The following is a 26,912-nucleotide window of genomic DNA, read 5'->3' as shown; positions in this document are numbered from 1 at the left end:
GCGATCATGGCGCGGTTGCGAGGATAGTCATCCGAAATTCGAATCAGGGCATTGCAAGCCACGGATCGTTTGGTCGCTGTTGCTCGCACACGTCATCGGGCGGGGCTCCATTTTCACCTTGTAGAGCCATCCTTTGAGAGCCTTGCTCCAACGGCGAATTCGATAGCTGGAACGACGTCCCTGACAAGCCATCCGCCGAGGTCGCTCGCGTCGGGCCAATCCTCGCGTCCGCCAAGCTTGAAGAGAACTTGGGAAACCGCCTCCCACTGGCTTCCATGCGGAAAATGCGCCGGATGCACTATCCAGTTGCTGCTAGCTTCTGCGTTCGGCTTGACGAAGACTGCCAGGCTCTGCAGTTCAGCCCGGGCGCGGCGCGCCGGATGCTCCAGCTTCTCGACCAGAGCTCCCTTGGCAACCTTCTTGCCCTCGAAATGGGGCACGAGAGCCTCCTCGATATGGCTGAGCATGTCGCGAAGCCGTTCGATAAGGACCGGCACTCCATTTTGGACTTTCGCGCGGGCCAAGGCTTTCAGGCCGTCGGCCCCTGCGATGTCGGCAGGACACGGCTGCGCGCCATGGGTTTCGCCGGAAACCAAGGCCTTGATCTCGCGAACGGTTGGCCGTTTGCCCGCCTTCAGATCGGCAACCACGGAAGCGATGGCTTCGTCCTCTGCAGTCGCCAGCGCGTACATGGCGGCGGCAGGCATGCCGCAACCGACCAGAATCTTCCGATGGGCACGCAGATTGTTGTGAACCGCGATATAGTTGCCGGCCCCTCGCCGGGTCAGCCGGCATGCCTGCTTGGACCAGCGTTCGAACGACTCCTGGCTGGGCGCCTTGCTACGCACCTTCGCGAGCATCTCTCCGCAGGCGAAGACCTCGTCGGTCCTCTTCCGGCCGAGAGACGAAAACATCTCCCGGGCCTCTTCGAACGCGGGCACCGCAGCTTTTGGGATCCCGAGGCTGTCGTAGTCGATTGACTGCTCATCGGTTTTCGCCGGGCCGGACTGGCGGCCATTCCGCTGCGTCGGCGTGGTTGCGGCGGCGTCTCCTGGCTGGGTAACCTGCCTAAGCTCCTGCGTGGCTTCGCCCAATGCCTTCGAACCGTCCATCAATAAATCTCCACATTTATGCTTGTCGAAACTACGGCGCACCAAAACTGATGCCCGGCCCACATGCCAACTGCCGTGACTTAGGACATATTCGTTTAAGGATGCAGCCGAATGTCGGGAAATGTTTTCCCGATTCCGAAACCAATCATAAGGCAATCCAACGCGCTTGGGCTCGCAATGCCTTGCGCAGTCGGAGCGTCCATTCCTGCAAGTGCGCGCACTTCGTCGGCCAGCAATCTTCTTTTCGCAAAAAGACTGTCCGCGATTCTGGCCAGCTCCGCCGGCTTGGCCTCGAGCAGGCTCTTGGCACGAGCGAACTCAGCGGTCAGGACCCCTTCCACCCGCTTCCTGAGATCCTGGTCCATGTGCAACGTGACGAGCAGTTCCTGATCGGTTGTTCCCGAAAGGTACGTCAGCCCGCTTCCCAACCCGTATGAAGCCTCGAGCTGCAGCGCCAGCAGAGTGGCTTTATGAAGGTCGGACCCCGCCCCTCCCCCTCCGCCGCCAGATCTTTGTCCGAGCACGACCTGCTCCGCGGCCAGTCCGGCGAGTCCGATCGCGATCAGGTCGAGGAACTGCTGTCTGGTCCTTTCAGCCAGCAAGGGTCGATCGAACCTCGCCCCGCCACCCCTTTGCCGCTCGCCTCTGGACGGATCGAAGGTATCCTTGATTTCCACGTAGACCAGATCTCCGGTGTCCAGCTCAAGCCCGACTACCGCGTGACCTGCTTCATGAATTGCGGCGCGTCGCAACACGGCTTCGGGCACGGCAACAAGCCCAGGGAGCTGTGACTGGAGATCGTCGCGACTGATCTCCCGCCTGGCGCGCCTCGCGCGACGGCGCGCGTCGCGGACCAACTGTTCGAGGCGGGCTCCGGTCCAGCCTTCCGTCCGATCGGCCACCAGCGCCCGATCGCTATCCTCAAGTTTCCCTCCGAGATGGAAACGAAGGATCTCCTTCCGCGCCTCGGTGTCCGGTAACGGAATCTGGATATGCCTGTCCAGACGGCCTGGCCGTCTGACCGCCATGTCGATCATGTCCGGGAAGTTCGTCGCCCCGACGACAACCACACCTTCCCTGCCCGTCGCGCCGTCCATGCATTCCAACAGGCCATTCACCACTTCCCGGCTATAAGCGGCATTGTCGCCGCGGAACCGGGTTCGGTCTCCCACGGAATCAATCTCATCGATGAAGAGGACCGAAGGAGCATTCTTCTTGGCCTCGTCGAACGCCCCTCTCATCGCCTTCAACAGATCGCCGAGATGGCCTCGCGCTTGCCACTGGGCCAGGGATCCGACAACCAGGTGGACGCCGCAGGTCCGAGCCAACGCCTTAGCGAACATGGTCTTCCCGCATCCTGGCGGCCCCGAAAGCAGGACACCCTTGTCAACATCCGCCCATCGGATACGGCCAGCTTTCCAATCCAACAAGTCGGTCGCGAGTTCCCTGCCCCATTCGGCTGCCTCGCCCAGCCCGGAGAGATCGGCTAGGTACGGCTGCGCGGCATCCAGGACGGGCCCGACCGCTTCCGGGCTTGTCGCGGCATGGAGCATCTTGAGGACCCGGTCGAATGGGCGACCTGTTCGCCACACCGCAGAGATGGCCTTGAGCGGCGCAGCGGCGATCGCTTCCGCCTGCTCCGTGCTCATTTGCATGCCGTGACAAACCGTTGCGGCCGCAAGCACATGGCGAGGGTCCGGCGGCTTGATGTCCAGAACCGCATCAGCGAACCTGTCAAAGCCCTCTAACAGAAGATCACGCGACGTTGTCACCACCAACAGTCGGTCCTTCGTGGCGGACGCATCGAGGAGATCGTATGGCGCCGCCCGTTTGCCGCGCGTCGGTTTCAAGGCCACGATGTCGGTACGTTCGTGGTTTGCGCTGAATCCTCCGCCAAGGCTCTCCCCGAAGGCAGGAAATCTGCCGGCGTCCTCGTAGAATTCGACACTGTTCTCATGGGGCACGATAAGGACGAAGACGCCGGGACCGCCCTTGAGGAAGGTGCGCTGAGTTCGCAAAACGCGCATTAAACCGCAGTATGCGACGAAGCGCGCCGGCTTCGAAAAGAGCTTGCCACGTAGGCGCGGTGACATTTTCTTCATAGCTAGATTCCAGTTTGAAATGTGGTGTGGAGGGTTGGCGTCGCCACCCAATGCATCAGTCCCGGCGGCGGCGAACGGCCGTTTCCGGACCTATTCTGGCCTGGTCGAGCTCGACCTCGACGAAGCGCTGCAGGACCAAGGACGCCAGCCCCGCCATCGGGCGGGTTTCGCGGAAGGCGGCTAGGCATTCCCCCACGGACAGCGAGCCGGCCTCATCCAACGCGCCAAGCAACCGAATCCGGTCACCCAAGGGGCATTCCCATCGAGCGTATATCAGCAAATCCTTGGCGTTGGAGAGGCGGACCCCGTCGCGAATGGCAGACTTTGGCCATGCTTGGTAGTCGCTACCGCGCTCCCGAGCCGCGCTGCAGAGCCAGGGATGTCCCGGCCCCGGCCCGGCGTCGACAAGCGTGTGCCGGCGGCCGCGCTTGATAAGGAAGTCTGGAATGTGCGCATCTCCTTCCGAAGTGAGGGCGGCCGGAAGGCACGACCAGGCGTCGACTTCGTCGTCAACGTCGAGGAGACAACCAAGGTCGCGCGCGAGCTGTGTCCGAAAGGCGGGTGGCCCTTGGCACCTGACGGTGCCCCGAGGTAAAAATGGGTTCGACTGCGCGCGGCTGAGCGCGACTTCGACGGCTTCGTTCGGCTGGTATGTAAGGCTGATCACTGCTGCACCTGCGTACTCGTTCGGATATGCCCGCAGAGTGCGGGCTCGGAACGGTCAGCGTATGAGGTATGCGGCGGTTTTCATGCTCGGAACGAATAGTGAACACGGACTTCGACGTCAATAGGCATTCTGACTGATTGGCTCGCGCGCATACCAACGGCCACCAATGGACAACCTCCTGAACATGCTGCGGCTTGTGTCCGCGTGGTCGATCTGTGAAGACTGTCGTTGGGAAAGGGAGGGGAAATCATGGACTGGCTTATCTGGATATGCGCCGCTGTCGCGGTTCTCGGGCTATTTGGGATAGTCAGGACAAAGCGGCTGCGCGGGCCAGGACGGAAGGCAAGCTCGACTCAGGGGTGAACTTTATTTCGCGTGACGGGGCGCAGGGCATCTCCGTTTCTTCGTCTGGAACTGTGACCGTCGCGACCCAGTATGGATCGCGGACCATCGCCAAGGCCGACGTCATTTCCGCGTCGGTCATGAAGGAGGGCAGGACGTCGATAAAATCCAATCGCGGTTCCCAGCTTGGCCGAGCTGTTGTCGGCGGTGCGCTTCTTGGCCCTCTCGGGGCTGTTGCAGGAGCAGCAACGGGGTCGAAGACGCAGACCGAGGAAATCACGTCAATCACGCTGCGCGTCCTGACGCGTGGCTCCAGTCCTTATGAGGATATCGTGTTTTATTCCGGTTCAGCGAAACCGGAGAGCGAGTTAACCCATGAAGTGCGGGCGGCAAATAACGCGCTATCTCGCATTCTTTCGGCGATCGGCTAGTCTGCATTCCGCTCTTTGGCGATGGCTGCGGCGGGCGAACTGGCGCCAGTCTGCCGGAAGCTTGGAACCGTCGGCCTGATGGGCCTTTCCTCGAACAAGACCGTTTGCTTCAGAGGCGGCGCCGAGACACCTCACAAGCATCGCGCGATCGGATCAGGGAACTCGCGCTGGCCAATCCAATGGGCGGACCGCGCACGTTTTCGAAGCTGCTGGCTGAGGAAGGCGAACTTGTATCGACCCCTACCATCAGGAAGCATCTCATCCGGATGAGGTTAGGAAGGCAGGAGGGATAGGGTGAAGGCGGCAGCATCCACATGACCTTCACAACAGAATGAGCCTCAGATTGCCGCAGTAGCATGGGGTGGTCTGCTTACTGAATTCTGGGGCTTCTCGATGATGCAGGCAGGATATACACATGTCAGGGGTAGAATACAGGGGGGGACAATGACTGCACGAACCAGCGCGGGAATTTCGGGGGAACACGAGATGCCCAGCGTCTTGGACAGAGAGCTGTCAGTCCTCTCGGAAGACGCCTTTGGCCACCAGTATTTCTCAAAAGCGCTTAGGAGTCTGGTCGAAGGCCGGCATCGTCCGCCCTTCAGTATCGGGCTGCTTGGGTCTTGGGGAACTGGGAAAAGCACAATCAAACAGCTTTATCTTGAGTCCTTGGCATCCGACTCTAGCGGCCCGACCGGGAAGCGACGCCGAGACCGCTTCCGTCCGATCACATTCAATGCCTGGAAGTATGGGGGCGACGATGATATCAAGCGGGCGCTCCTGCGGCATGTGTTTATCCAGCTTGGCGGCGACGAGGTGGAACTCCGACGTAGCCTTTATCAGCAGGTTGCCGAGTCCGCCCAGGTAAGACGGAACCTAGGAGAATGGTTTAAGGAAGCCATACTCCAGAACGCCGCATCGGCTTTTCTTTTCGTGCTACTGCTTGCGAGTACTGTGGGAATTTTCTGGTTTGCTTCATACAGCCTGGGCCTCTCGAACCAATTGGGCATCAGTGCTGTTCTGTCAGTTGCCGCGATTGTCGGCGCTTTCTTGGCCAGGAATGTTGTCGACCTTAGGCTGAAATCGCCGACGCTGTTCAATAGCCAATCAGTGGTCACTTTCCCCGCCACAAGTGCAGAGGAATACGAACGGCTGCTGGTCAATCAGATCGAGACGTTTCGGAAGGCGCGGGATGGCCGTTCGTGCGAACGACTCGTCGTGTTCGTTGACGACCTCGATCGTCTGTCTGCTGCTGAAATGGTTTCCGGGCTGGACGCTGTTCGGACCTTCCTTGAGCTCCCAATTACCGACGCTTCTGAAAACTTCGGAGTTGTCTTCGTCATTTCGTGCGACGAAGACCGTGTAGCCGATGCACTGTCACGTGGACGTGGCAGGGTGAATCCTGAATTGCCAGGGTCCGTTTTCACGCGCTCGGACGCGCGTCGATATCTTGACCGACTGTTCCAGTTTCGCCTCGAGATTCCGCCGTTTCCAAAGCTGGATATGAGGCAGTTTACGGAGAAGAAACTTCGTGCCGCCGGATCCATGGTTGCCGAGCTTGAAAAACAAGGGGTCAGGCTGCAAGACCTTGTGGACAGGCTAATTCACGTCGGGGTCCAAAGTCCGCGTAACGCGATACAGATTCTAAACGCTTTCACTCAGACCTGGTGGATCGCGACCCAGAGGGAGCGGAGCGGCGTCGGCTCCAGCGCCCCAGGCGTCTTGCATAAAGGTGCAGTTACAAATCACCCCCTGGCCCTGGCTGCGCTGTGCGTCCTGCGGGTGGATTTTCCCGACTTCTACAACGAGCTACTGAAGCGCCCGGAGTTGATTCAGGAGTTTAGTCGAGTGGTATTCCGGCGAGAGCCGCCGGAATCGCTTGCGATCGGCGCCCAATACGCTCTGAAGGAATTCCTAGCCACGGCAGACGGAAAAATCGGAAATGACGTTCGGACAGAGCACCGGCAGCTTCGCCAGTACCTGTCCAGCCTCTTGGACTTGAGGTGGCCCAGGTCACTGCAGCCGCTGCTCCTTCTGGCGCAGGATACGATCTCCAGGAAATTCGGCGATCGCGCTGCCGAGTTGAACGACGCTTTCGTGTCAGGGGATATTCAAGGGGTCCTCGAAATCTTCGGCCATCATCTTGATAACGATCATCTCGGACGTGACGACGTTCGACTACTGGAAGAACTCGCTGAAGGACTGTCGGACGACACAGCCGCGCGAAGGGTAAATGCTGCGAGGGTGCTGGCAGCACTGGCTCACCGCATACCCCCAGAATATCGCAATGGTTTAATGGTGCCGTTGGCACGGCAGATGGTTGACCTCAAGGATATTCGGACGAACGTTGGTCCCCGCGCGGCAAAGGGAATTATTGGTTCGCTTGCAGCAGCCGACCGCCGGGAGGTCGCCGCTCATTTCTGTGGCGACCTCCTTACGGGTCAAAAGCTTGAATGGCGTTTGCCTACTGGCGAGACGCCGAATCTCGAGGAACTCGTCTCAGATGCGAAGGCAGCTGTAGAGCTCGTCTTGAACGTCCGGGCCAGTGACGGCCTCCTTCCCCCGACGGAGTCCCGCCTTAAAGGCTGGCTGCTCACCCGAGAGGTTCAAGCAAGCACAGGGGCGCAGACGTTGCCCTTCTCGCAGCTTGAAAACTGGATGGACGAGCATGAAGTGCACCTGCTTTCGTTCCTCGGTTCAGACTACGCGCACCTCGCAATCTTGGAGCTCGCTAATGAGCCAGCATCTATCCCGAACAAAGATCGGATGTTGCGGAGGCTCAGCGAAGTCTATCAGAGCCTCGCCCAAGGCGGTCAGGAGAGCCGTCAAGTGCTTTGGCAGCTACTGACAACGCAAGTGGCGGTCCGCGATCCCGCAGGCGCCTCGAGTGCATGGGGCGAAGCGGGAATTCATGCCGCGCTCGCCTCGGATGAAGAGGCCCGAGCATTTCTCGTCGCCCTGGCCGCCCGCTTGCAAAAGGACATGGAAGACGGGGACGACTGGGCGTTGGATTGGGAAGCGGGGGCAAACAAGTTCCTCGACTTGGTAACGCGTTGGGAATCGCACATCGATCCAAGTACTGCCACAGGCATCCTGCCGATTATCACTTCATGGGCCAAAGTCGATGACACCTCTGCCTACATGGTCCGCGCGGCGGAAATTCTGATCCGTACGGATGCTGCCGCATGGAACGGGCTGTTGAAACATATCACCAGCAAGTCCTTTTCCGACCTTCCATGGACCTCCCTGGAATATGTAGCTTCAAAGCTTGGCGAACTGACCGAGGAGCATAAATCGGCGCTGGCAACCCAAATGAATGCCATCATCAACGCCGACCCGGTTGATGTGGAGGCCGCGGAAAAATATGCAAGGTTCATTGCAACCGCGAGCAGTTCTGAATGGTCGGCCGCTCCTCTTCAAGGGCATGTTAAGGCGACGCGAGTCCGCACATTGGCGATGTCGACCCGGCCCGATTACTTGTCAGCGATATACCCTGCCGCTCGAATCCTACTTGAGTACGCCCCCAAGGCCCAAGCCGGAGCGTTTCTTAAACAGCTCTTTGAACAGGCAGTCGGAGCGCCTGACGCTTATCCAATTCTGCACCGTGAGATGGTGGGGCATTGGCCTAAGGAGAACGACCATACCGGGGCGTATGAGCCGGGGGGTATCGCCAGCCGTGCAATTCAATTCATTCGAGAGAACCCCGCAGTTTCCGGCTCCGGTGACGTACTCAAATCCATTGTGGACATGGAAGCGCGTGGCCTGCTTCCCGAGAGTTCTCGTGGGGATATTTCCGGAGCGGCGGCAATTCTGTGGCGCCATTCGCCTTCCTCCGTGGTGACCTGCATCAAGGACATCGGAACGTTCATGATGCCCGCGGATGTGAAGACGTTGCTGACTGGGAAGCAGCCGGCCAATCAGAACACTGATGACCTTCAGACGATTGTCGATGTGCTTGCTGAGGGCGCAGACGAACAACGACTTCTGTCTATCTCGAGAGAGGTCCTTTCGGTTCCGGCGAAGCAGATCGGCGACCATCCAGACGGTGCTCTCACCCTCTGGCTGTCCTCGCTATTGGGCAAGGAGAAGAGAACCCTTAAGACCTTGATGGAGGATGAGGGCCTCAATGAAGAGCAGAGAGAGCGGCTCCTAAACTTCTTGCTGACGGAGCGGGAACGGGTGGGCCTGGACTTCTTCATCGAGATCGTTCCGCTTGTCCTGGCGAGAACGTCGGAAGCGAAGCCGCTCACCCTCATGGTCAACGGGATCGATAACGTCTTGTCGCTAGCTCGCACCAGCGACCAGCGAAGCTCTCTCGTGTCGGCGCTTATCCCTACATTGCCCGACCATTCCAGGGAGACTCTGATCATGGTCGCTCGGTCTATTAGCCGTCTCGGAGGCAAGGGCTTGCTGGAACGAAATACCGACGTTCTGGACAAGATGGATGCCGAGCAAGTGAAGGTACTGTCCAACGAATTCAAAGAATCAAAGGTTCTCGCCGGATATGCACGTGACAGAGGAAATGAGGCGGCCGAATAGCCTACCGGGCCGCGCGGGATCTTCTGTTGAGGCGACCGCCTCCCGTCGGCGGGCATCCCATTAGGGAGTCTGGCGAGAGCAAGCTGGATGCCGCCCTGCGGCTGGCGGAGCATCTCGGTGAAGGCGTACTGCCCGTGCAGGGGCCGCCAGGCGCGGGTAAGAACTTACGGCAGCGCAGGTGATCTGCGCCCTCGTCCGGCGGGGTAAAACGGTCGGGATCACCGCCAACAGCCACAAGGTCATCCGAAACCTCATCGACAAGGTCATCGAGGAAGCGGATGGGCTCGACGTCGATCTGCAGTGTTGTCACAAGGCTGACGAGGAAGAGGAAGAACAACATCTGCTGACATTTGCCCGCCGGAGCGAAGACCTCATCGCGGCGATCGGCGAAGACGTGAACGTCGGTGGTGGGACGGCCTGGATCTGGTCTCGTCCTGACGCATTTGAAGCGGTCGATGTGCTGTTCGTCGACGAGGCGGCACAGATGGCCCTCCCCAACGTGCTCGCCGTCTCGCAGGCAGCGAAGACGCTTGTCCTCCTGGGTGATCCTCAGCAGCTTGACCAGCCGATCCAGGGCAGCCACCCCGATGGCTGCGACGCCGTCAAGGATGTGGTGGAGGGTGGACACGCCCAAACCATCCCGCCGGATCGCGGCCTGTTCCTCGACGAAACCTGGCGGCTACACCCCGACATCTGCGGGTTCACGTCAAAGCTATTCTACGCGGGAGAACTCCGTCCCCGCCAAAGACTGGCGGACCAGTCGATTGCAGGCTCGACACGCTTGTCTGGTGCGGGGCTGCGGTGGCTGCCCGTCACCCACAACGGCAATCAGAGCAATTCGCCGGAGGAGGCAGAAGCCATCGCGGACCTGGTGAAGGAAGTCACCGCCGCCGGTGTTGATTGGACGGATCGCCTCGGGAACGTCCGTCCGCTCACGCTCGACGACATCCTCATAATCGCGCCCTTCATTGCCCAGGTATTTGAGATCCAGAAGCGCCTGCCCGGCGCGCGGGTCGGCACGGTGGACAAGTTTCAGGGACAGGAAGCGCCGATCGCCATCTATTCCACGGCGACCTCAAGTCCCGCCAATGCACCGCGCGGCATGGAGTTCCTGTACAAGCGGCAATCCCACGCGCGTGCCGATCGAGACGAAGGAGAGCTACCGCTGGCTGGCTGGAGAACCTGCGCCAGTCCATCGCGCTCGTTGGCACGCCCGAGCGCTGCGTGCATGTGGGTGACCGGGAGAGCGACATCTACGAGCTCTAAGCACCGCGCAGGACCTTGATACCAGCTTCCTCGTGCGGATGCAGGTGCGCATTCCAGCGAACAGGCTGGCCGAGCGGCCTGCCGGTGCTGCCCCACACGATCCAGATCATCGCGTCTTTGCCCAACTTGCGGCGGCGCCTTGGTCGGGACGTCATCGCATTACGGTCGATCAGGACGAGACGACCTGGTTGCGGGTGAAGTTCGCCACCATCAACACCTTGCCGCCCGTGGGCAAGCAGAAGCGCTACAGTCCGCAGGTTCTGACATACATCCACGCTCTCGAAGAGGATCCGCCGCCCCGGTCACGAGCAGATCGACTGGAAGCTGGTGACCAACTTGCCGGTCGACGATGTCTCCGCGCTAGGCGGACCCATGGTCATGCTCATCATGCTCATCATGCCGACGACGTTGTCGGCGACTTGTTGCTTCCTGCTGCCAATGCCCCGGGGTGGCGATAGAGATCAGCCCATTCAATGAGAAAAGCGCTAAGAAGGGGCTTCTTGTCTCAAATCGAATCCCAGCAAGGCGAGGCGGCAAGCTCCTTCTTCGTCACCATCTTAGGGTGTGCAATCAAGCGCCGAACCGACTGGATGGCTCTTGTCCCGCATCGCCGATCCTCGCGTCGAGATCACGTAAGCCCCAGTAGTCTGCCGATGCTGGAATTCCCTGTCTCCATTCAATCTTAGCTTCCGGATCAGGCGGCGTGAACTGTGCGTTCTTCTCGCTTTCAAGGAATGCATGGGTCGATGCCCAAAGCTCGACCGTCCGGTCGAGAGATGGATCCGCGATCCATGCCGCTGGCCGGGCGTCCCCTACACATAAAGTGCCACATGGCGACAGAATCCTGGTTTAAGTTTCCATTAGCGACAAAGAACGGAAAATGTGATCCCTAAAAGCTGAGCGAGGTAATGACGCAACCGTTCTGGCGCGGCTGCCGATCCGCTGACTTCGGTATCGGAAGAGGGTCCGGGCCAAAAGGACCAAAGATATGGGTTGGCCCACCAGGGATCAGCTGGCTTCCGTCAAAATCGTTGGCGACGGTTGTTGCTGGCACTTTGGAATTCGGGAGAATGCAATTATTGGTTGGTGGTCGCCGTCCTTGCAGATATAGCGCCTGCGTGAGCATTCCAACCGAACATCCCTCTATCACTATAGACGGAAACACCTACGACCTGACGCACTTGAAGGCGTTTTCGGCATCGATTCCCGGAAAGGGTATAAGCGCCGAAACTGACCTCCTGGTCGAGGTGGTGTTTTCGAACCACGTCTATACCGAAAGAACCAAGCATGGTGAGCAACATCATGCCTTCGACCACCACGGCACGAAAAGAACGTTCGATGGTGATCGTTACGAGATGTCGAAGGGGCTGGGAGCCGCCATTAGGTTGCAGATCGAGAGCAATGGCTTGACCTACGTCTCGAAAAGCTATGGCGGGGTCGACAATCTTGTATTCGTCGAGATGGAGGATAGCTGCACGTGGGCTGTCGTGTACTGCCTGCAGCCGCTCGATGATGGCTGCTCAGTTCGCATGGAAGTCCTCTCGGCTCACCCGAAGGTGATCCACCAGAAGACGATTTCCCGCAGAAACTTGAGCTATTTCGCCAGGATGTGTCTGTTCAAAGAGACCAGGGTCCCAAACGCATAAGACCCGGCCGAAGCCGGGTCTTGATATGCAGTGTCCATTACCGTGATGTACAAGACCAAGACGATGCCGCCTTGGTTGACATGGCAGCGGCCTCGAAAGGTCAGCCTGCCTAGACACCGATATAGGGGATGCCTTCTTGGAAGTCAAGGTTTCAAGCAATCCGCCGTATCAATGCGGAACACCCAGCGACCAAGGTTCGGGTGTTGATCGCCATCACTTACACGGCCGACCATGCGAATTCAATTCCCTTCTCGATTGCTAAAACCAGCGAATAATCAGGTCCGCGGCTCAAGCAGAAGCGGAGAAGCGCTACCCAACCGCAGCACAGCGGCTTCGAGCACGAATGCGCCCGGGACAGACCAGCGCCGGCCGATCCGGGCGGCACGGCAGTGTGCAACCCCTACGCAATGTCGAATCGTGTCCACCTATTCCTCGGACAACATCAGCCTCGTATAAGTTGACTCCTCTTCTCTATATGTTCCGTGTCTCGGATAGGATTAGTGAACTGCGATCAGGAAATTTCAGCACGTCGAGCTTCTGGTCAAGCGCGACGGCCGCGTAATGTCGCTCGTCGATCACTATGCGGCGGATTCCTTTTGGAGAAGCCGAGAGCGAAACAAGTCGACGGTCCCGTGCCGGAAGGGTCAACGGGTATCCCTCTGGCGGCGAAATCTCTGTGTATGCCCATCGCCAAGGTGATCACGGAAGTCCTCGAAGGAAGACTGCCCGTCGTCGGCATGCGGGAAGGCATCGGCCTCACGGCGGTCATCGTGGACGTGAACGGCCGTCGCGCCGACTATCGGCATGCCCGCCCTTCCACCTTAACCGCCGGGATGTGGCGCGAGCCTGAGCGGCGGGGACGACCGGCTCTTCGACCTCTGCGTCGCTTCCAATCCTCCGCAGTGGGGACGGCCACAGCGTGACCACCAGCGGCTCATTCCGAGGGGCTTCCTTTGTCGTCAATCCCGCCCTCCACCCCCGCAGGGATTCGGCGTCGCCTTCGCAAGGTTGGCCGTACGGCGAATGTGGAGCTTTGCCAGATCAAGGATTAAAGGTCTGGTGGCGGTTGGTACCGGAGTACGAATACCTCTACCAGCTCCAGAAACATTCTCGCCATTTGGTAGCAGCCGCCACCAAATCGCGATGTTCACCTTTCCTAGCCGCCCTCTTTCGTTTTCCCGGTCAGCGTTCAACAGACGACGGAGGGCTCGTTTGAGCAGCATGTCGTATTGCATGTCTGAAATCCGTTTGGCAAATGTGGGGCACATCATTGCCACTGCCTTGTGCGTCCGAGCATTTGAACCTATCCGGGTCCGTGTGCCAGTAGGCGGCGATTTCAGTCAGCAGAAAATCGCGATCGCCGAATTCTTCACCTATGCGCTGGAGTTCGTCCTCCGCCGCCACCATTTCCTCGACGTCGCCCAGGCAATAGTTGAAATGGCCGATGGCGCAGATGTCACAGCGCGACTTGATCACCCTGTCCACGAAGGCCGGGATGTCGCTTGCCCTCATGAGTCGCTTGCCTGCCATTTTGAAATCTCCCGTCACGTGCCTCTTGCCCACAACATGGCAATCACCGCGTGCACCCGCAACCTGTGTGATTGCACAGGTTGCGGGACGCATCCAGCAACAAAATTCTCGCCAGGAACCTCTGTTGCATCTGTCGAATTCCCGGGTATCCTGCGGCTGCGCATGTGAGCACAAGGTGGCGCCTGGCGCTTCGACGAGCCACCCCTTCAAGAACCAGCGTCGGCATGGCGACCGAAAATGCTGAGGCAAGAGACCGCCATTCCAAAAGGAAACATCCGTCATGGATTCCCATGCCGTTATAGCGTCCCTGCCAGTCGCCGGGGCCGACCGTACTGTGCTTATCGCGGCCGCCAACGCCGCGTTCGAAAGGGTTATTGAGCGGATCGAGCCGGCCAACGAGCAACTGACTCGCACCCTTTGGGATGCCGAGTCTTATGTCGATAATGAAATCACCGCAGACATGTTGCCGATTTCACGGGACGAGGCTGCATACCTCGTCGACGTGTTCCTGGTGCATCATGTCATTGGATTAGCTGTCGCAGCAGACGAGGAGGCCGCTGAGTCCCGGCCTTGAACCTCGCCGGCGGCAGGTAGGCCTGCCCGCTGCGATCCTGACGGCAGCGCCATCAACACAGTGACCTTTGCCGCCACCTCCTCAAGGGTGGCGGTGAGGCGGTTTACCTGCGACGCGGTTGCGGCAAGTTCGGGGCCGTATCGGGTGACAAGATATTCCCGGTTCTGGCTGAGGGACTGAAGATGCCTGGCCGTTTTCGCGCGAAGGCGCAGGCCTGCCTCGATGGCGCGATCCGTGCGCTCCGACAGGTCATGCTGCATCTTGCGGATCTGATTGGGGTTGTGGCCACGGTGGAGCAAGAGCGCGGTCAAATAGAGTTCGATCGCATGGATCGCCGCCAATCTGAACGGCGCCCGGCTAAGTGGCTTGCCGGGTCGGCCGAGCTGAAGGAGGTGGTTTGCCGCCTTGCGGTATTCTTCCGCCAGCTCATGGACCTGCTGCGCGGATGCCAGCTCACCGGGATATTTGCGTTCTTCGGTCGTCATCTAGCGCGTGCCATTTCCCTAAGAGCTATAGCCGCAAGTTGATCAGTACCAACAGCAAGAGGCCGGCAATGACCCACACTGCAATCCGTATGGAGGACAGGAGGCCGACCGTTTGAGGGTCGGCGGCCGGCGGCCGGCGGTCGGGTTGAGCCTGAACAATCGGGTCAGCCAAGTCTTCCGCACTTGCATCGCTATCACTCCACGCCTCCGTGTCTTCCGCTCGTTGATTCAGTTGCCGACGTCACAACAGAATTGAATGCCTGCGCCGATGAGCTCTCCGGTGTAGACGAACGTGATATCAAGAACCGGGCTGACACCGGACTCAGAGTTCGTATATTTTGTTCCAAGGATGAGAGCTTCAAAGTTTGGACGCGAGCACTTCCCCTGCCATCATCCCAAGGTCTTCTCCGATTCTTGAATGCGCTCTCGCCCACAGCCGCCGTAGCAAGGTCTCCGGCACCATCTCGTCGAATTTCGCCGTCCGAAGGTTCTCCACGAAACCCGCGATCGATTGAATGTCCGGCGGACGCTCAGCAATCTGTCGCAGGATTGCGGCAGCTTCATCTGGCGTCGTTTCGAGCACTGTGACCCCGACGTCGAGAACCACGCATTCTAGGCCAGCCGAAACCATAGCGAAGGCCAAGACCGAATTCGCGTCCGTTCCTCTCCACGTGAGGATATGGGTGTCCTTGCCTGCGCGCAGAAACCGTGATTGATCCAGCCCCAACAGCTTGTATGCTGCCCTTCCCTGCTCAAGGAAATCGGTTGCGGCTCCATCGAGATAGGCAGGGATTTCCGTCGACGACAGAACCGTCTTCATCTCGGTCGCAAGCCGGTCGTGAATCGGTTCGTTCATTAGGGCGTCGAATTTCGGGATCTTTCCGGATCGGTGCCTTTCGACTTCAATCACTTTTCCCCGGTCGTCCACGGCGACGATGCGCCACCGCTGGCCCGCGAACGAAATTACAGCGCCGACTCCCACTGGATTGGAGACAGGGATCGTCCCTAACGTGCGCCCTCCGGAGACCAGTCGCCACTCCTCGTCCGTCGAGAAAATGGCGTAGAAATCACGTGCGCTCGTGAGCCGTTCGCCGATCTCGCCAAGCATGATCGTCCCGTCTGGCGCCTGCTCGATCAGCCTTTGTTCCGGCGACGCCATTGTCCGGAGAAGCTCCACGTAGTCAGTCTTGTCGAGCGCGGACAACGGCCCGGCACCGCAAAGCAATCGGTACAACCGGTCAGCACGCGCGCCGCCTTCCTGGACAATCACTGAAAGCGTCTGGTGAAGCACCACTGTTGCGGTAGCGCTGTCCGTCGACGGGGGCTCGACGAACCGTTCAATCAGGAGACGGACTGAGGCGGTCGCTCGCACTGTCTCCAACCTCAGCCGATCTAGAGGATCGGAATCCGCGGCGAGGCTTCGCTCGCGCAAATAGATCCGGAGAACGGCCGGGAAGCCACGCCGGCGTCCGCTGCGTCCAAGCCTCTGGCGCAATGACGCCAACGACCGCGGGGCGCCGATCTGTGCCACCGATTTGACCGAACCGATGTCGATGCCGAGTTCGAGCGTCGTCGTCGCCACGCCCGTGGTCGGAACATCGCCTTTCTTCAGCCGATCCTCAAGCTCCTCTCTAAGTTCCTTCGACAAGCTCCCGTGATGCGGGAAGAATTCGTTAGGCACGGTGGCTTTTTCGGACCGGATGCGGAGTCGGTCGGCCAACGCCTCGACACGCTTTCTCGATCCGGCGAAAGCAAGGTTGTTGGATCCCCGCAGGTTCGCAAAGACATGGTCGGCAATGAGATCGAGGGCGGTTGGGGGGCCTTCTTCGTTCTCGAGGCCATCAGAGTCTTCGACTTCCTCGGAATCGGCGTACGCCCTAACCTGAAGACGGAGCTCCGGTGAATCGGCTGCAGATTCGACGATCACTACAGAAGAAGGGTTCTCAGGCCTGAGCCAGAGCGCTGCGACGGCAAGGTCGCCGATCGTGGCCGAGAGGCCGATACGCCTTGCCGGCTTCTCGGCCAAATCATCCAGCCGACGGAGAAGGCTCGCGAGGTGCAGCCCCCGAGGTCCATTGAGGAAGGCATGCAATTCATCGATGACAATGAAGTCCAGCGAAGCCAACATGGCCTTCGCGTCGCCCGGACGGCGGAGCAGCATTGCCTCAATGGATTCCGGAGTGATCAGGACGAGACCGCGCGGATCGCGCCTCGCTCGCTGCTTCGCGGACTGCGGAGCGTCTCCATGCCAGCGGACTACGTCGATCTCCATCCGCTCGCATAGGTCATCGAGGCGGCGGAACTGATCGTTGATGAGGGCCTTGAGCGGGCTGACATATAGGACGGAAAAGCCGCCTTCTTTCCGATCAGCAACCTTCGTAAGGATCGGCAGGAAAGCCGCTTCCGTTTTTCCGGCTGCCGTGGCGGCAGCGATCAGGACGTCGTTCTCGCCGTTCAGCATCGCGGCGATCGCCTTGTCCTGGACGTCACGCAGTTCCTCCCACCTCTGTTCCCAGATCCAGCGCCGGATCGTCTCATGTAGCTTGTCAAAGCCGGAACGTTCCTCAGAGCCTGATGCTGGCAAGATTATCATCCCCGCCCTCGGCGCTGCCTTCGCTTTCGTCGGCTGACGGGTTCTCGACGTCAGGCGCGACGTCGACCCGCCCGAGAAGGCTTTCCCACCCTGTTCCAGGGTTCTGATCAAGAATCGCCAAGAACTGGACGAACGCTTTGATCGTGTTGCGAGGCATCCTGAAATAAGCCTCGCCGACGTATTTGCTGCAATGTTCCATGAACGCGGGAAGCGCCTCATCCGGAACCAGATGCCTCGCCGGATCGCCATGTGCGAACACAGACCGGATATTGGACAAGAGAATAAGGAGGTCCTCGGGCGTAAGACTCTGCAAGCGAAGCACCGGGCCGGACAGGTCGACGAGGCCGTTCGTCGCGAAGGCGTTCTCCGCGAGACGCGACTGCAGTGCGGCGTAACTGTAGAGGCCCCGGCGAGTGTCCATAAGGAATTCGGGGGTGCCGCCGAACACGAAGCCGATGCCGCCGAAATTCCCCTGAAGAACGTCGTTGAGCATGCGCAGAATTTGCTCAAAGTTCTGGTTGCGTGCCTGCGCGCTCTGGAGCTTGTACAAGTTCACCATTTCATCGAAGACAACGAGCAGGCCGGCGTAGCCAGCGAGTTTGACGAATGCTGCAAGCAATTTCAGCGCGTCATAGATGTCATTGTCATCGATGATGCTCCTGACGCCCAGCGCCTGTCTTGCTTCTGTCTTCGTTGAATATTCGCCACGCAGCCACCGTAGCGCTGATGTCTTGAGGACCTCGTCGCCCTCCTCGCTGCCGCGCCAGTAGGCCTTCAACACGGTCGCATAGTCGTAGCCGCCGACCTCCTCCTGAAGATGGGCAAGGCGTTCGTCTATGACGCGCTCGACAGGCGCGCCCTTCCTTCCCGCCTCGTTCATGCAGTCAGTCACGAAACGCTCCACGACGCTCGGCAGCGCGCCTCCCTCGGGCTTCGTCCTGGTGGCCATGTTCCGGACAGCCTCGGCATAGAGTCCCCTCGCCTGGCCGGCAGACGCATGAATTCTGCGGTCGGGACCAAGGTCGGCGTGGATAGTCACGCATTTCCGTTCAAGCGCTATCAAGCGGACGAGATTCAGGAAGAACGTTTTCCCCGCCCCGTACTCGCCGATGACGAATCGGATCGCCGCACCGCCATCTGACAGGCGATCAATATCCCGGACCAGGGCTCCCACTTCCGCGGCCCTTCCGACCTGCACGTGGCGAAGTCCCGTCTTGGGGACCACACCGGCGGCAAGCGCCTGGAGGATGACATCGCGGTCGCGCGATTTGATGGTCGTTCCTGTCGTCATCTTTCCGCTCCCGCCCTTTGCAGTTCCACCCGGACATGTTCAACGACCACAATGTGCTCCTCTCCGTCGAGGATCGGTTCGTCGAACTTGTCGAAGCCCCATTCATTTATCGTTTCGATCGCGCCGTCCGGCAACAGCCGCAGTTTCCTCGCCACGTCTTCAAATGCGTCACGGCCTAGTTCTCCGGCTCCAAGAAGGCAGGAAAGCAGTTCGGCATGAGCCGCATCAAGTCCTTCAAACCTCGAGTCTCCTCGCAGGGTCGCCTCCATTGGGGCCGGCGGTGGAGAAAGCGGCTCGTCTTCGACAAAGATACCCGCGAGAAGTTGGGAAACGGCTGACGTCTCCGACTTTATCCGTTCGAGCCGAGCACGGTCGATCCGTATGCCAGATGCTTTCGATGCCGAGGCTTCGGCAGGAATGGGAACACCGCCAGCCCGTATTTCCGGTGTGACGGCTATGGGCTCGTCCAGGACCACCGAACCGCGATGAAGCGCGGAATATAAATCCTCCACTGGATACCCAAGCGTTTTGTACAAGCGCTCGAGAAACTTCACCTCATCCGGAGCGGCGTGTCCGTCCGCGAGCACCGCTGACGTGGCCGACCGGATCGCGCTGTCGCGCGCCTCGGGTTTGACGCTGCGCAACCTCTGCATGGCGGATTGCCGGGCGGGAGCATCCTTCAGCAGCGTGCTTGCGTAGGCCATAAGCCTGGCGCGCTCAATTCCGCCGAGGCCGGGAACCGATCGGATGTCGCTCTTGATCGATTCGAATTCACTGATCTCGATCTTCCCATCAGAAGCGGCGGCAAGCGCAGCGACTTCGACCATGGCCTTGGCAGAAGCATAGCTTGGAGCCTCGCCATCCACGGGCGCCCCGTCTTTCGCCTTGAACAGTAGGACATAGCCGTCGGCATCGAGATTCCGGGCGCCGTATCTCCGGTCTGGCTCGAACCCTACATCGAGTTTGTCCATGAAGGCTCCGACTTGATTGCAGAACCCGGAGGGAAGTTTGCCTTTCGGTGGGGTGTCCACTCCCAATGCCGTGGCAAGTTGACCTACTCTGACCCCGGCAATGTTGCGGCCTCCGAACAGGTGTTCAACATTCCCTAGGACGGCGGTTCCCATTACCGAAGGCGATGTCAACAACTCCTTCGGCAACAGGAAGGCGGCCTCGATCGTGCCCTTCGCCTCTGGACTTTTCCCCAGCAGGCGGCTGTACGAGGCGAGTTCGTCGGTGCATGCATTGAGGAGGTCCCGCAAGCCATCGAGGGGCGCGGAAATCGCGGCGATGTCGGGAAGCGGCCCGGTCTCGCTGTCGGACAGGTCAAGGCTGCATTCGAAGCCGCCGCTCGCCGCATGATATTCGATCTTGAGCTTGGTTTTCGGCGGATTGACCTTGAGTCCTAGCGGGTAGCGAGATGCGAACCGCATTTGCCAGAGCTCGGCAAGTTCATCGAAACATCTCGTCGCAGGCGTTCGGAGATAAGTGTCCGGAAGCGAGAGAACCCAGAGAAGTGCGTCCGTGCCGTCGAAAGAAGTCGCTGAGGCGAGTTTGCGCCCAAGATGGAGCCTGACGGACAACGGCATTTCATATCCGTTCCGGAGATCGGGCGAGAGTACCGGGCGAGAGATTTCCGGATCTTTGACGAGCTCCGCAACGTCAAGAAATTTCGACGCGTAGTTCCTAAACGAGTGATTTTCGCCGTGGAGTGCAAGGAGGCGCCTGACCTCCGCAATCAAGGCAGGCGTCTCGTCTTTGACTGCATCCACGAGCATGCGGCGTTCAAGGCCGTAGAAAAACAGGAAGACATATCCAATGCCGATCCTCGGATCCTCCCTTCCGCTCGCAAGCCAGTCGAGATAGGTCCGCCTGGCAACGGGAGGAATGTTCGAATATGACGGCCAATAAGGTAGGAGGCTGCCTGACTGATCGCTGCCCGATGGGGCGATCGCGCATGACGGATCCACGAGGCAATTGTTCCCGCGGTCCGAGATCGATCCGGTGAAGGCTCCGCCTAAATAAAACATGCCTGCGTCGATGGAAATTCCACCAATCCGCACTGTCTCGCCAGGCGGAATCCATCGGGCAGGATTTCTGATCGTAGAGAGCCTGTCGCGACTTGGCGGTGACGGCGCTAGTAACCCCCTGTCTCGTTGGTCCGGGCCGTTGGTGAATCTTGGATCGGGGTTGATCCGAGGATCAATCCACGCCTCCCTAGCTCGGACCTCAGATAAATCTCCGACGACGCTGCTGCTGCTCGTTGAGGCAAACTCGCGCGATGGGGTTGGCTGGACGCTCCGTTCCTTATTCTTTGCGGCGCGGTAAAAGAACCAGGCGGCCAATACCAGGCCCGCAAGCACCCACCCCATCGTCGCCCCCGGCTTGCTTTGGATGTTCTTCCCCGAATAATTGCATATTCGGGAGCTCCGGTACAAATTCTTTGCCAGCCACTGAAGCATTTCCAGCAGTCGACGTCAGTGTTATTCGTGCTCGTTTAGCGATCCAAGCGTGTGGAAGGCCTTGTCCCGCGGCAGGAACACCCGTAGTGGCATGAACTTAGGCGGGTTTTGACGTGGACGGGTTAGTCGAGCTTTTCCCACAGCATATGGCGAAAAGTGCGGTTTGGGCGCATTGTGGTCAGCGCATCGGGGGCGGCAATGGACCATCGTGTCCGACTTAAGCGACGGCGCGAAGCAAGGTCGGTGACGCGATGTTCGCGACAGCATTCGAAGGGAAGCGGACGTTGGACTGTCGCAGCTGCACTCGCCGTTGCTGGCATTGCGGGATATTTCGGGTGGAGCTTCGTCTCAAGAAATAGTCCGGAAATCGTTTCTTACGCGCAGGGCAAAGCTTCCTCCGATCAGGAGGATTTGGTCGGCCGTGCTTCCGTCATCGACGGTGACACAATCGAAATCCATGGCAAGCGCATCCGCTTCAATGGCATCGACGCGCCCGAGTCGTCTCAAACCTGTGCAGACGGAAATGGCAAAGCATATCGATGCGGTGCAAAGGCGGCCGAAGCGGTGGACCAATTTCTGGCCGCCTCATCTCCGACCCGATGCGTTTTCGTCGCCCGTGACCGTTACGGCCGTTTCGTCGGGAACTGCTTCAGGGCGGACGGAGAAAGCGTTCAGGCCGCACTCGTCAGGGATGGCTGGGCTCTTGACTGGCCGCGTTATAGCAACGGCGCCTACGCCGACCTGCAGGCGGCGGCAAAGGCCGAAGGCAAAGGGATATGGATCGGCGCGTTTGAACGTCCGTGGGAATGGAGGGCGGATCGCCGGAATGGCAAGGCTGCAACCGCGCCGATCGTACCGCTTGTCGGCGTCTCGTCCGGTTCCGACGGATGCAACATCAAAGGCAATATCAATTCGTCGGGCGAACGCATCTATCACGTGCCCGGCCAGGAACACTACGACAGGACCCAAATCACGCTGAGCAAGGGCGAGCGATGGTTTTGTTCGGAGGCCGAAGCACTGGCTGCAGGGTGGCGACCCGCCCTTCGCTGATCGTCGAAACCGTCTTACCCGTGCTGCAGTTGCCTCACTGAATCTTCGCGCCGATCTCCGTTGTCGAAGGCGAATTGCGTTTCCTGACCCGGATCTCTATCCGACGCCGCGATTTCACGTCACCTGCTTGGGTTCCGTTGGTGAGGGTGTCGTCGGGAAGGATCAGTTGGGCCCCCGACATGGGCAGAATGGTAACCGCCTGGAGAGCTGGTACGCTCTTCAGGACTTTGGCTACGGCAATCGCACGCGCTAACCCCAGACCCGCATTGTCCGCAGGGTGCAGTACGCCGACGGGGGCAGTGCCGCCGAGTACGTCTTGAAGCTCGGCATCAAGGTTTGATCCAAGACGCGAGATCTTCTGCTCATCGGTGTGCCCGATGACCTCCACGACGTCCACCGCATATTTCGCGGCGATGTCCGCAATCTGTCCGGCAGTGTTTTCTCGCAAGGCCGCGTCAAAGCTCGGGCTGAGTTCCGCGCTGCCTGACTTGAAGAAGTATCCGTTCGTTTCGCTGAGGCTGATAATCGGCGGCCATTCGTGGGGCTTTGCGTTGCCTTCAGATTCCTTAGCCTTGCGGATGACCTCAAGAAGTTGCTCTTCCGGCGTCTGCTTCGAGGGTGAGACGACGACCTTGTCTCGGAGCACTTTGATCGCTGGGGCAAGCTTTTCGATGTCGTTGGCAGTCAGCCCGGAATCCCGGAGCCGTACTGCCATGGGCACAACTTCTTCGAGAGTGAGACCGGTCTCCAATATCTGGTCCACCTTCGTTTTTGCGAGTTCCAGTTCCCGCCATTCCTTTTCGAGTCCGTCGCTACCAGCAACTGTCTTTCGGAACACCTCGAGCTTTTCTTCGAGCAGAGCGTTGGAGGCCTCCTGCTTCTGAAGTTCAACCTCGACCGCCAGCTTGTCCGCTTTGATGTGTTCGGACGTGGACCGCTCTCTCGCGATGATCGCACCAGCAGCCAACAAGAGGCAGAAGACGAGCAACAGCATGGACTCGGCCATGGTGAGACCGAGAATAAGGCCGCGGCCATAGCCTCTCTGCTCGCTTGAGACGGACGTTCCCTGAGTGCTCAACGACGGTTCCACCACCGCTTGCTGTCAGATTCACTCTCGACAGATTTATTCACGGGGGAAATTGCATCCCCTGCCGCTTCGGGCGCATCCTGGCCGTTTGGCTGCTGCGCTTGAACTTCGACAGGGGCGGCCAAAGCAACGATGTCGTCGAGAAGCGGGGTCGACCCCAAGCCGTCGGTGAAATGGTGAACACCGTTTGCCCCCCCTGAAGCGCCATCGGATAGAGGTTCGAATACGCCGAGCTTAGAGCCTGCGCGCGTTTCGAGGAGCATCCTTTCAAGGAACTTCTGCATCTCCGCATTCTGTTGTTGGATGTGGCGAGCGAGGCTGTCTGTGCTCCGCTGAACTTGAGCCGACGCCTCTACCGACTTCTCCATGATCTGAAGCGACCTCCCGCTTGTCTCCACGATTTTCGCGACGGCATTGGTGATCAGGTCCATGCGGTGAGCCTGATCTTTGCTGAGGGCCTCGGTCCTGGCGCCGTAGTCGACAACGATTTTGCCGAGCTCCCTGACAAGCGGACCGAGCTCGTTCTTCAGGACGGCTTCGGGTATCATGACCGCTTCGAGTTTCCTGGCCACGGCGTCGACTTGGCTTCCGAGTTGAGACGTCGAGCTGGCCATCCCGCTGTTGGCCTTCTCGAACACGTCACCGGAGCTGTCGACCTTTTCCGCGATTTCGGAGAGCTTGGATGCAATCTGACCAAAGCTGGCGTCGATCGCAGTGCTGAGTTTCGCCGACGCATCCTGAACTGGCTTGATGGCTTCGTTCGCCATCCTTTCCAAAGCGCCCTTCAGTTGCTCCCCAGTATCATCAGCATGCCTGACGATCTCGTCGAACCCCTCGCTGATCATCTGATTGCTCACCCGACGGAAGTCGGCGAATTCGCGCGTGGCGCTTTCCATCTCCGAGCGTACGCGTCGCGTCATTGTTGCCAATTCATGGCGTGTCGCCCTCTCGACATCGAGAACGTCTCGCCGCGTCTGGTTGTAGAGGATGCGGAGAGAGATTCCGAAGATCGTGGACGTGATCGCGATGCCGAAGTTCCGGATGACATCGTCTGTCGAAGACACTGAGGTGAATTGATATAGGGAAACGCCCAAGCTCGACAGCGTGAACAGGAAGCCCATGTAATAGAGGTTGTCGCCGGTCTGCTCTTCGTGGAGCCGGATCCGCCCCGAAAACCAGGACAGCGACAAATATCCGATCATGAGCATGATCGGGACCGTCATGGAAACGAACGGATTCACCCCCCACAGCTTCGAGACTGCGATGAAAATGCAACCGGTGAGGGTAAACGCGGCGAAGGCATAAAGCGGCAGGTTCCGGAGAAGACCGGTCGAAAACTCTTCGCCGACTGTGTGACGGTTCAATTCATTCCCTCCAGTCGTGGCGACGGCAGAAAGTTGCCGCGATTTTCTACGACCCACTTAGCCCAGAATTCCAGATGATCGCGCCCGTCAAAGGGTTTGGCCGCGCGATCGACATACCAGATCGCGACGTCGACCCCGTCCAGCGTCGTCCGGTATTTGGCGTTCGCTGGACTGTTCAGATACGCTTCGTAGCTGACCCCTGACTTGTACTGGGAGTACAGCTTCGTGTGTTCGATCATGTCGGAGGCGACGATCAACTGCTTCGCAGCACCGGGTTTGGAAAACTTGTCGAAAACCGTGAGCTTGATTTCTTGAATGGCCGCCATGATCGGCGACTGATTGCCGGATTGGCCATTAGGGATGCTCTCCGAAACCTTATCCAGCGGCTTGTTGAAGGCTTCCTCCCACTGGCGCTGGCGTCTTGCAGGATTATTGGTCCATTGGTCGACTGAAGAGCCGTCACCAGGATTGCAGCCGTCAAACATCTTAACGAGCTCGCCCGGGTTCTCGGTAAGGCCAAAAATCTCCAGCAATCCGCCGACCGGGATCGACGATACGGTCTTTTGGAACCTATTCTTGATATCGAGCAGCGTAGTGTCGGAGATCGGATCGGTCGTATCGATCAAGAACACGTTTACCGCCATGGGGCCGTCAAGCGGACACAAGGTTTCCTTGGCCAGCTTCGTTTGGGAACTGGCCTTCGCGTAAAGGTATCCCAATCCACCGATCAATGCTCCGGAGAGGACGAGCAAACATATGCCGGCCACAACAGTGCCCAATCGTCCCGGTTTGCGGCTTTTTCTTCTTCTCGTCCTAGCCATTGGGAGCCGTCTCCGGATGCAGCTCGTCCAGTTCGCGGTACTGGTCGATGCCGTCGTCGCACACTGCAGCGATTTTTCTGATTTGGTCGGATAGGTCTGCCTGTGCCTTGCGTATGGATTCGGCGACGTCCTTGTCCGTCAGTTCGCTTTCCCCTGCTTTCGTAGGTTGGATGCGGTCCAGCTTGTAAGCGCCGTCGAAGTACTTCGGAGCTGCTTCCGTCCGTGCCTTGGCATTGGCTTCCCGATAGCGTTTAAGCAGCACGTTTGCAGTCCGCTCGAGCTGCTCCTGGTATTGGACAAACAAGGAGAGCAGCTTCGCCCGATGGGCGATGATCGCATTGTGGTCCCTGCGGCGGCCGCTGAGGTCCCTTATGATCTCGTCGACCTTCTCATTGTGGTCGTCTCGTACGCCGAGCAGTTCTTCGATGAGGTCTTCCTGACGGGTGGCGTACGTCGTGCGCGCTGAAAGCAGCCTTTTGTACACTGCCGCATATCCGAGATACGGGTCTTTCAGGTACCAGCCGTCAATAAAGGCAAAGATCGAAAACATCAGGCCGATGCCGAAGAGCAGCCAGGATTTGATGTCCACAAGTCCGAGCGGGTCATGCCGGATTCTATCCATAACGATTGGTCCGGCATCTTCGAGAATGCTCCCGGCTACCTCTCGATAATGCGCAAGCCCAAGATTCAGCGCGACGGCTAGCGCAGCATAGCCACCGATGGAAAGGTATCCGAGAAGCTTCAGGAATAGGGACCGGTGGACGGTGAGGCTGACGCAAAACAGGGCGAAAACCAAAGCGATCCCGATATTGAGGAACGAGAAACTCATGGCCTCGGTAACGCCCCCGACAATTCCCATATCGCTTCCCTTCGCGAGGAAGACGCCGTTCATGATCGCCTCGACGAGAAACAGGAAGAACAGGAACGACACCTTGAAGAACCATACGTGGCCCTCCGACAGCCGCGGGGCGCGCGTGATCCCGTGCCGCCTGCGGAAATCGGCATAGTCTTCTTCGGCAGCGTTCAGTGCCCGTCGCAAACCATGGAGTTCGTTGCGTCCCCTGACGACCTCCGCCTTGAAGTTGGAAACGCCTTCGGCGTTTGCCTTGTGGATGTCGGAAAACTGCCCCTCGAAGTCCAAGCCGCCAAGCCTGCTGGCGAACGAATGGAGCTGATCTTCCAGGTTATTGTACGCGGTGTTCCTGGTGTCCTGGACCTTGCTGACGATCGCCAGTTCGACGTCATCAAGTGATTTCGAGCTCTTCGAGGGCTGGTCGGCTGCACCGCGGGTTTGCCCTTCTTCCGCGAGCTTCATGTCTCGTGCGACTCTGTCTACGTCCAAGTTTGGAAATATTTCAGTCGTGACCACAAAGTCATGGCTCGTCTCGCGGACCTTTTCCAAGATCCGGTTGAGCCCATCAAACGCCTTCGTCAACTCTTTACCCCTTGCCCACTTTCCCATGGTCAGCCCGTGCGAGACCTCTTAAGCAAAGAAACGCACGCGGACAACAATAATGACGATCTATATGAGTTGCGGCAGAGGAGGACCACAGAAT

The 26,912-nt window shown here is 59.1% G+C and carries 18 protein-coding genes; 7 read left to right on the top strand and 11 right to left on the bottom strand.

Annotation, left to right across the window (positions count from 1 at the left end):
- Nucleotides 1-113 precede the first annotated feature (113 nt).
- The 3 genes from ACFSQT_RS11385 to ACFSQT_RS11375 all read right to left on the bottom strand — a co-directional run bounded on the left by ACFSQT_RS11385 (nt 114) and on the right by ACFSQT_RS11375 (nt 3,881).
- Nucleotides 114-1,112 carry a hypothetical protein gene (locus ACFSQT_RS11385; RefSeq protein WP_379018550.1) on the bottom strand — a complete coding sequence of 333 codons (999 nt, stop codon included), beginning with the start codon at nt 1,110-1,112 and terminating at the stop codon, nt 114-116.
- 95 nt (nt 1,113-1,207) lie between these two features.
- Complete coding sequence (locus ACFSQT_RS11380; protein ID WP_379018549.1) at nt 1,208-3,214, bottom strand: AAA family ATPase; 2,007 nt, start codon at nt 3,212-3,214, stop codon at nt 1,208-1,210.
- Nucleotides 3,215-3,269: 55 nt separating this feature from the next.
- Entirely contained in the window at nt 3,270-3,881 is a 612-nt protein-coding gene (locus tag ACFSQT_RS11375) for a hypothetical protein (RefSeq protein ID WP_379018547.1), read from the bottom strand.
- A gap of 359 nt (nt 3,882-4,240) precedes the next feature.
- On the opposite strand from ACFSQT_RS11375, the gene ACFSQT_RS11370 reads away from it, so the two are divergent.
- The 6 genes from ACFSQT_RS11370 (at nt 4,241) to ACFSQT_RS11345 (ending at nt 14,206) form a co-directional block, all read left to right on the top strand.
- Complete coding sequence (locus ACFSQT_RS11370; RefSeq protein ID WP_379018545.1) at nt 4,241-4,654, top strand: hypothetical protein; 414 nt, start codon at nt 4,241-4,243, stop codon at nt 4,652-4,654.
- Nucleotides 4,655-5,098: 444 nt separating this feature from the next.
- Complete coding sequence (locus ACFSQT_RS11365) at nt 5,099-9,190, top strand: P-loop NTPase fold protein (RefSeq protein WP_379018543.1); 4,092 nt, start codon at nt 5,099-5,101, stop codon at nt 9,188-9,190.
- A 178-nt stretch (nt 9,191-9,368) separates the two neighbouring features.
- Nucleotides 9,369-10,475 (top strand): DEAD/DEAH box helicase, encoded by a 1,107-nt coding sequence (locus ACFSQT_RS11360; protein ID WP_379018541.1) that lies wholly within the window; start codon nt 9,369-9,371, stop codon nt 10,473-10,475.
- Nucleotides 10,476-11,526: 1,051 nt separating this feature from the next.
- Complete coding sequence (locus ACFSQT_RS11355; protein ID WP_379018539.1) at nt 11,527-12,102, top strand: hypothetical protein; 576 nt, start codon at nt 11,527-11,529, stop codon at nt 12,100-12,102.
- Between the two features lie 1,212 nt (nt 12,103-13,314).
- Complete coding sequence (locus ACFSQT_RS11350) at nt 13,315-13,800, top strand: hypothetical protein (RefSeq protein WP_379018538.1); 486 nt, start codon at nt 13,315-13,317, stop codon at nt 13,798-13,800.
- Between the two features lie 112 nt (nt 13,801-13,912).
- Nucleotides 13,913-14,206: a hypothetical protein gene (locus ACFSQT_RS11345; RefSeq protein ID WP_379018536.1), complete on the top strand. Its 294-nt coding sequence runs from the start codon at nt 13,913-13,915 to the stop codon at nt 14,204-14,206.
- Here ACFSQT_RS11345 and ACFSQT_RS11340 read toward each other — a convergent pair.
- The 4 genes from ACFSQT_RS11340 to ACFSQT_RS11325 form a co-directional block, all read right to left on the bottom strand.
- Nucleotides 14,149-14,691, bottom strand: coding sequence for a HEPN domain-containing protein (locus ACFSQT_RS11340; RefSeq protein ID WP_379018534.1), 543 nt, complete (start codon nt 14,689-14,691; stop codon nt 14,149-14,151). The two genes, ACFSQT_RS11345 and ACFSQT_RS11340, sit on opposite strands and share 58 nt — an antisense overlap.
- A gap of 358 nt (nt 14,692-15,049) precedes the next feature.
- Nucleotides 15,050-17,284, bottom strand: coding sequence for a DEAD/DEAH box helicase (locus ACFSQT_RS11335; protein WP_379018532.1), 2,235 nt, complete (start codon nt 17,282-17,284; stop codon nt 15,050-15,052).
- A complete protein-coding gene (locus ACFSQT_RS11330; protein WP_379018530.1) occupies nt 17,256-18,575 on the bottom strand; it encodes an ATP-binding protein in 1,320 nt (439 codons plus the stop codon). Before ACFSQT_RS11330 ends, ACFSQT_RS11335 begins: the two co-directional genes overlap by 29 nt.
- Entirely contained in the window at nt 18,572-20,944 is a 2,373-nt protein-coding gene (locus ACFSQT_RS11325) for a tellurite resistance TerB family protein (RefSeq protein ID WP_379018528.1), read from the bottom strand. Before ACFSQT_RS11325 ends, ACFSQT_RS11330 begins: the two co-directional genes overlap by 4 nt.
- Nucleotides 20,945-21,232: 288 nt before the next feature.
- On the opposite strand from ACFSQT_RS11325, the gene ACFSQT_RS11320 reads away from it, so the two are divergent.
- On the top strand, nt 21,233-22,084 hold the full coding sequence (locus ACFSQT_RS11320) for a thermonuclease family protein (protein ID WP_095081706.1): 852 nt from the start codon (nt 21,233-21,235) through the stop codon (nt 22,082-22,084).
- A 34-nt stretch (nt 22,085-22,118) separates the two neighbouring features.
- On the opposite strand, the gene ACFSQT_RS11315 is transcribed toward ACFSQT_RS11320, so the two are convergent.
- Genes ACFSQT_RS11315 through ACFSQT_RS11300 form a run of 4 tightly spaced genes read right to left on the bottom strand, consistent with a single transcriptional unit; the run spans nt 22,119 to nt 26,818 of the window.
- Entirely contained in the window at nt 22,119-23,162 is a 1,044-nt protein-coding gene (locus ACFSQT_RS11315) for an OmpA family protein (protein ID WP_379018526.1), read from the bottom strand.
- Nucleotides 23,159-24,535, bottom strand: a complete 1,377-nt coding sequence (locus ACFSQT_RS11310) for a hypothetical protein (protein ID WP_095081565.1) — start codon at nt 24,533-24,535, stop codon at nt 23,159-23,161. Before ACFSQT_RS11310 ends, ACFSQT_RS11315 begins: the two co-directional genes overlap by 4 nt.
- Nucleotides 24,532-25,356, bottom strand: a complete 825-nt coding sequence (locus tag ACFSQT_RS11305) for a hypothetical protein (protein ID WP_379018524.1) — start codon at nt 25,354-25,356, stop codon at nt 24,532-24,534. The genes ACFSQT_RS11310 and ACFSQT_RS11305 overlap by 4 nt, the downstream gene beginning before the upstream one ends.
- Nucleotides 25,349-26,818: a hypothetical protein gene (locus ACFSQT_RS11300; protein ID WP_379018523.1), complete on the bottom strand. Its 1,470-nt coding sequence runs from the start codon at nt 26,816-26,818 to the stop codon at nt 25,349-25,351. The genes ACFSQT_RS11305 and ACFSQT_RS11300 overlap by 8 nt, the downstream gene beginning before the upstream one ends.
- Nucleotides 26,819-26,912: the final 94 nt, after the last annotated feature.

It is taken from the genome of Mesorhizobium calcicola, from assembly GCF_042682105.1.
Classification (GTDB): Bacteria; Pseudomonadota; Alphaproteobacteria; order Rhizobiales; family Rhizobiaceae; genus Mesorhizobium; species Mesorhizobium calcicola.
This window is presented reverse-complemented; position numbering and strand designations above follow the sequence as displayed.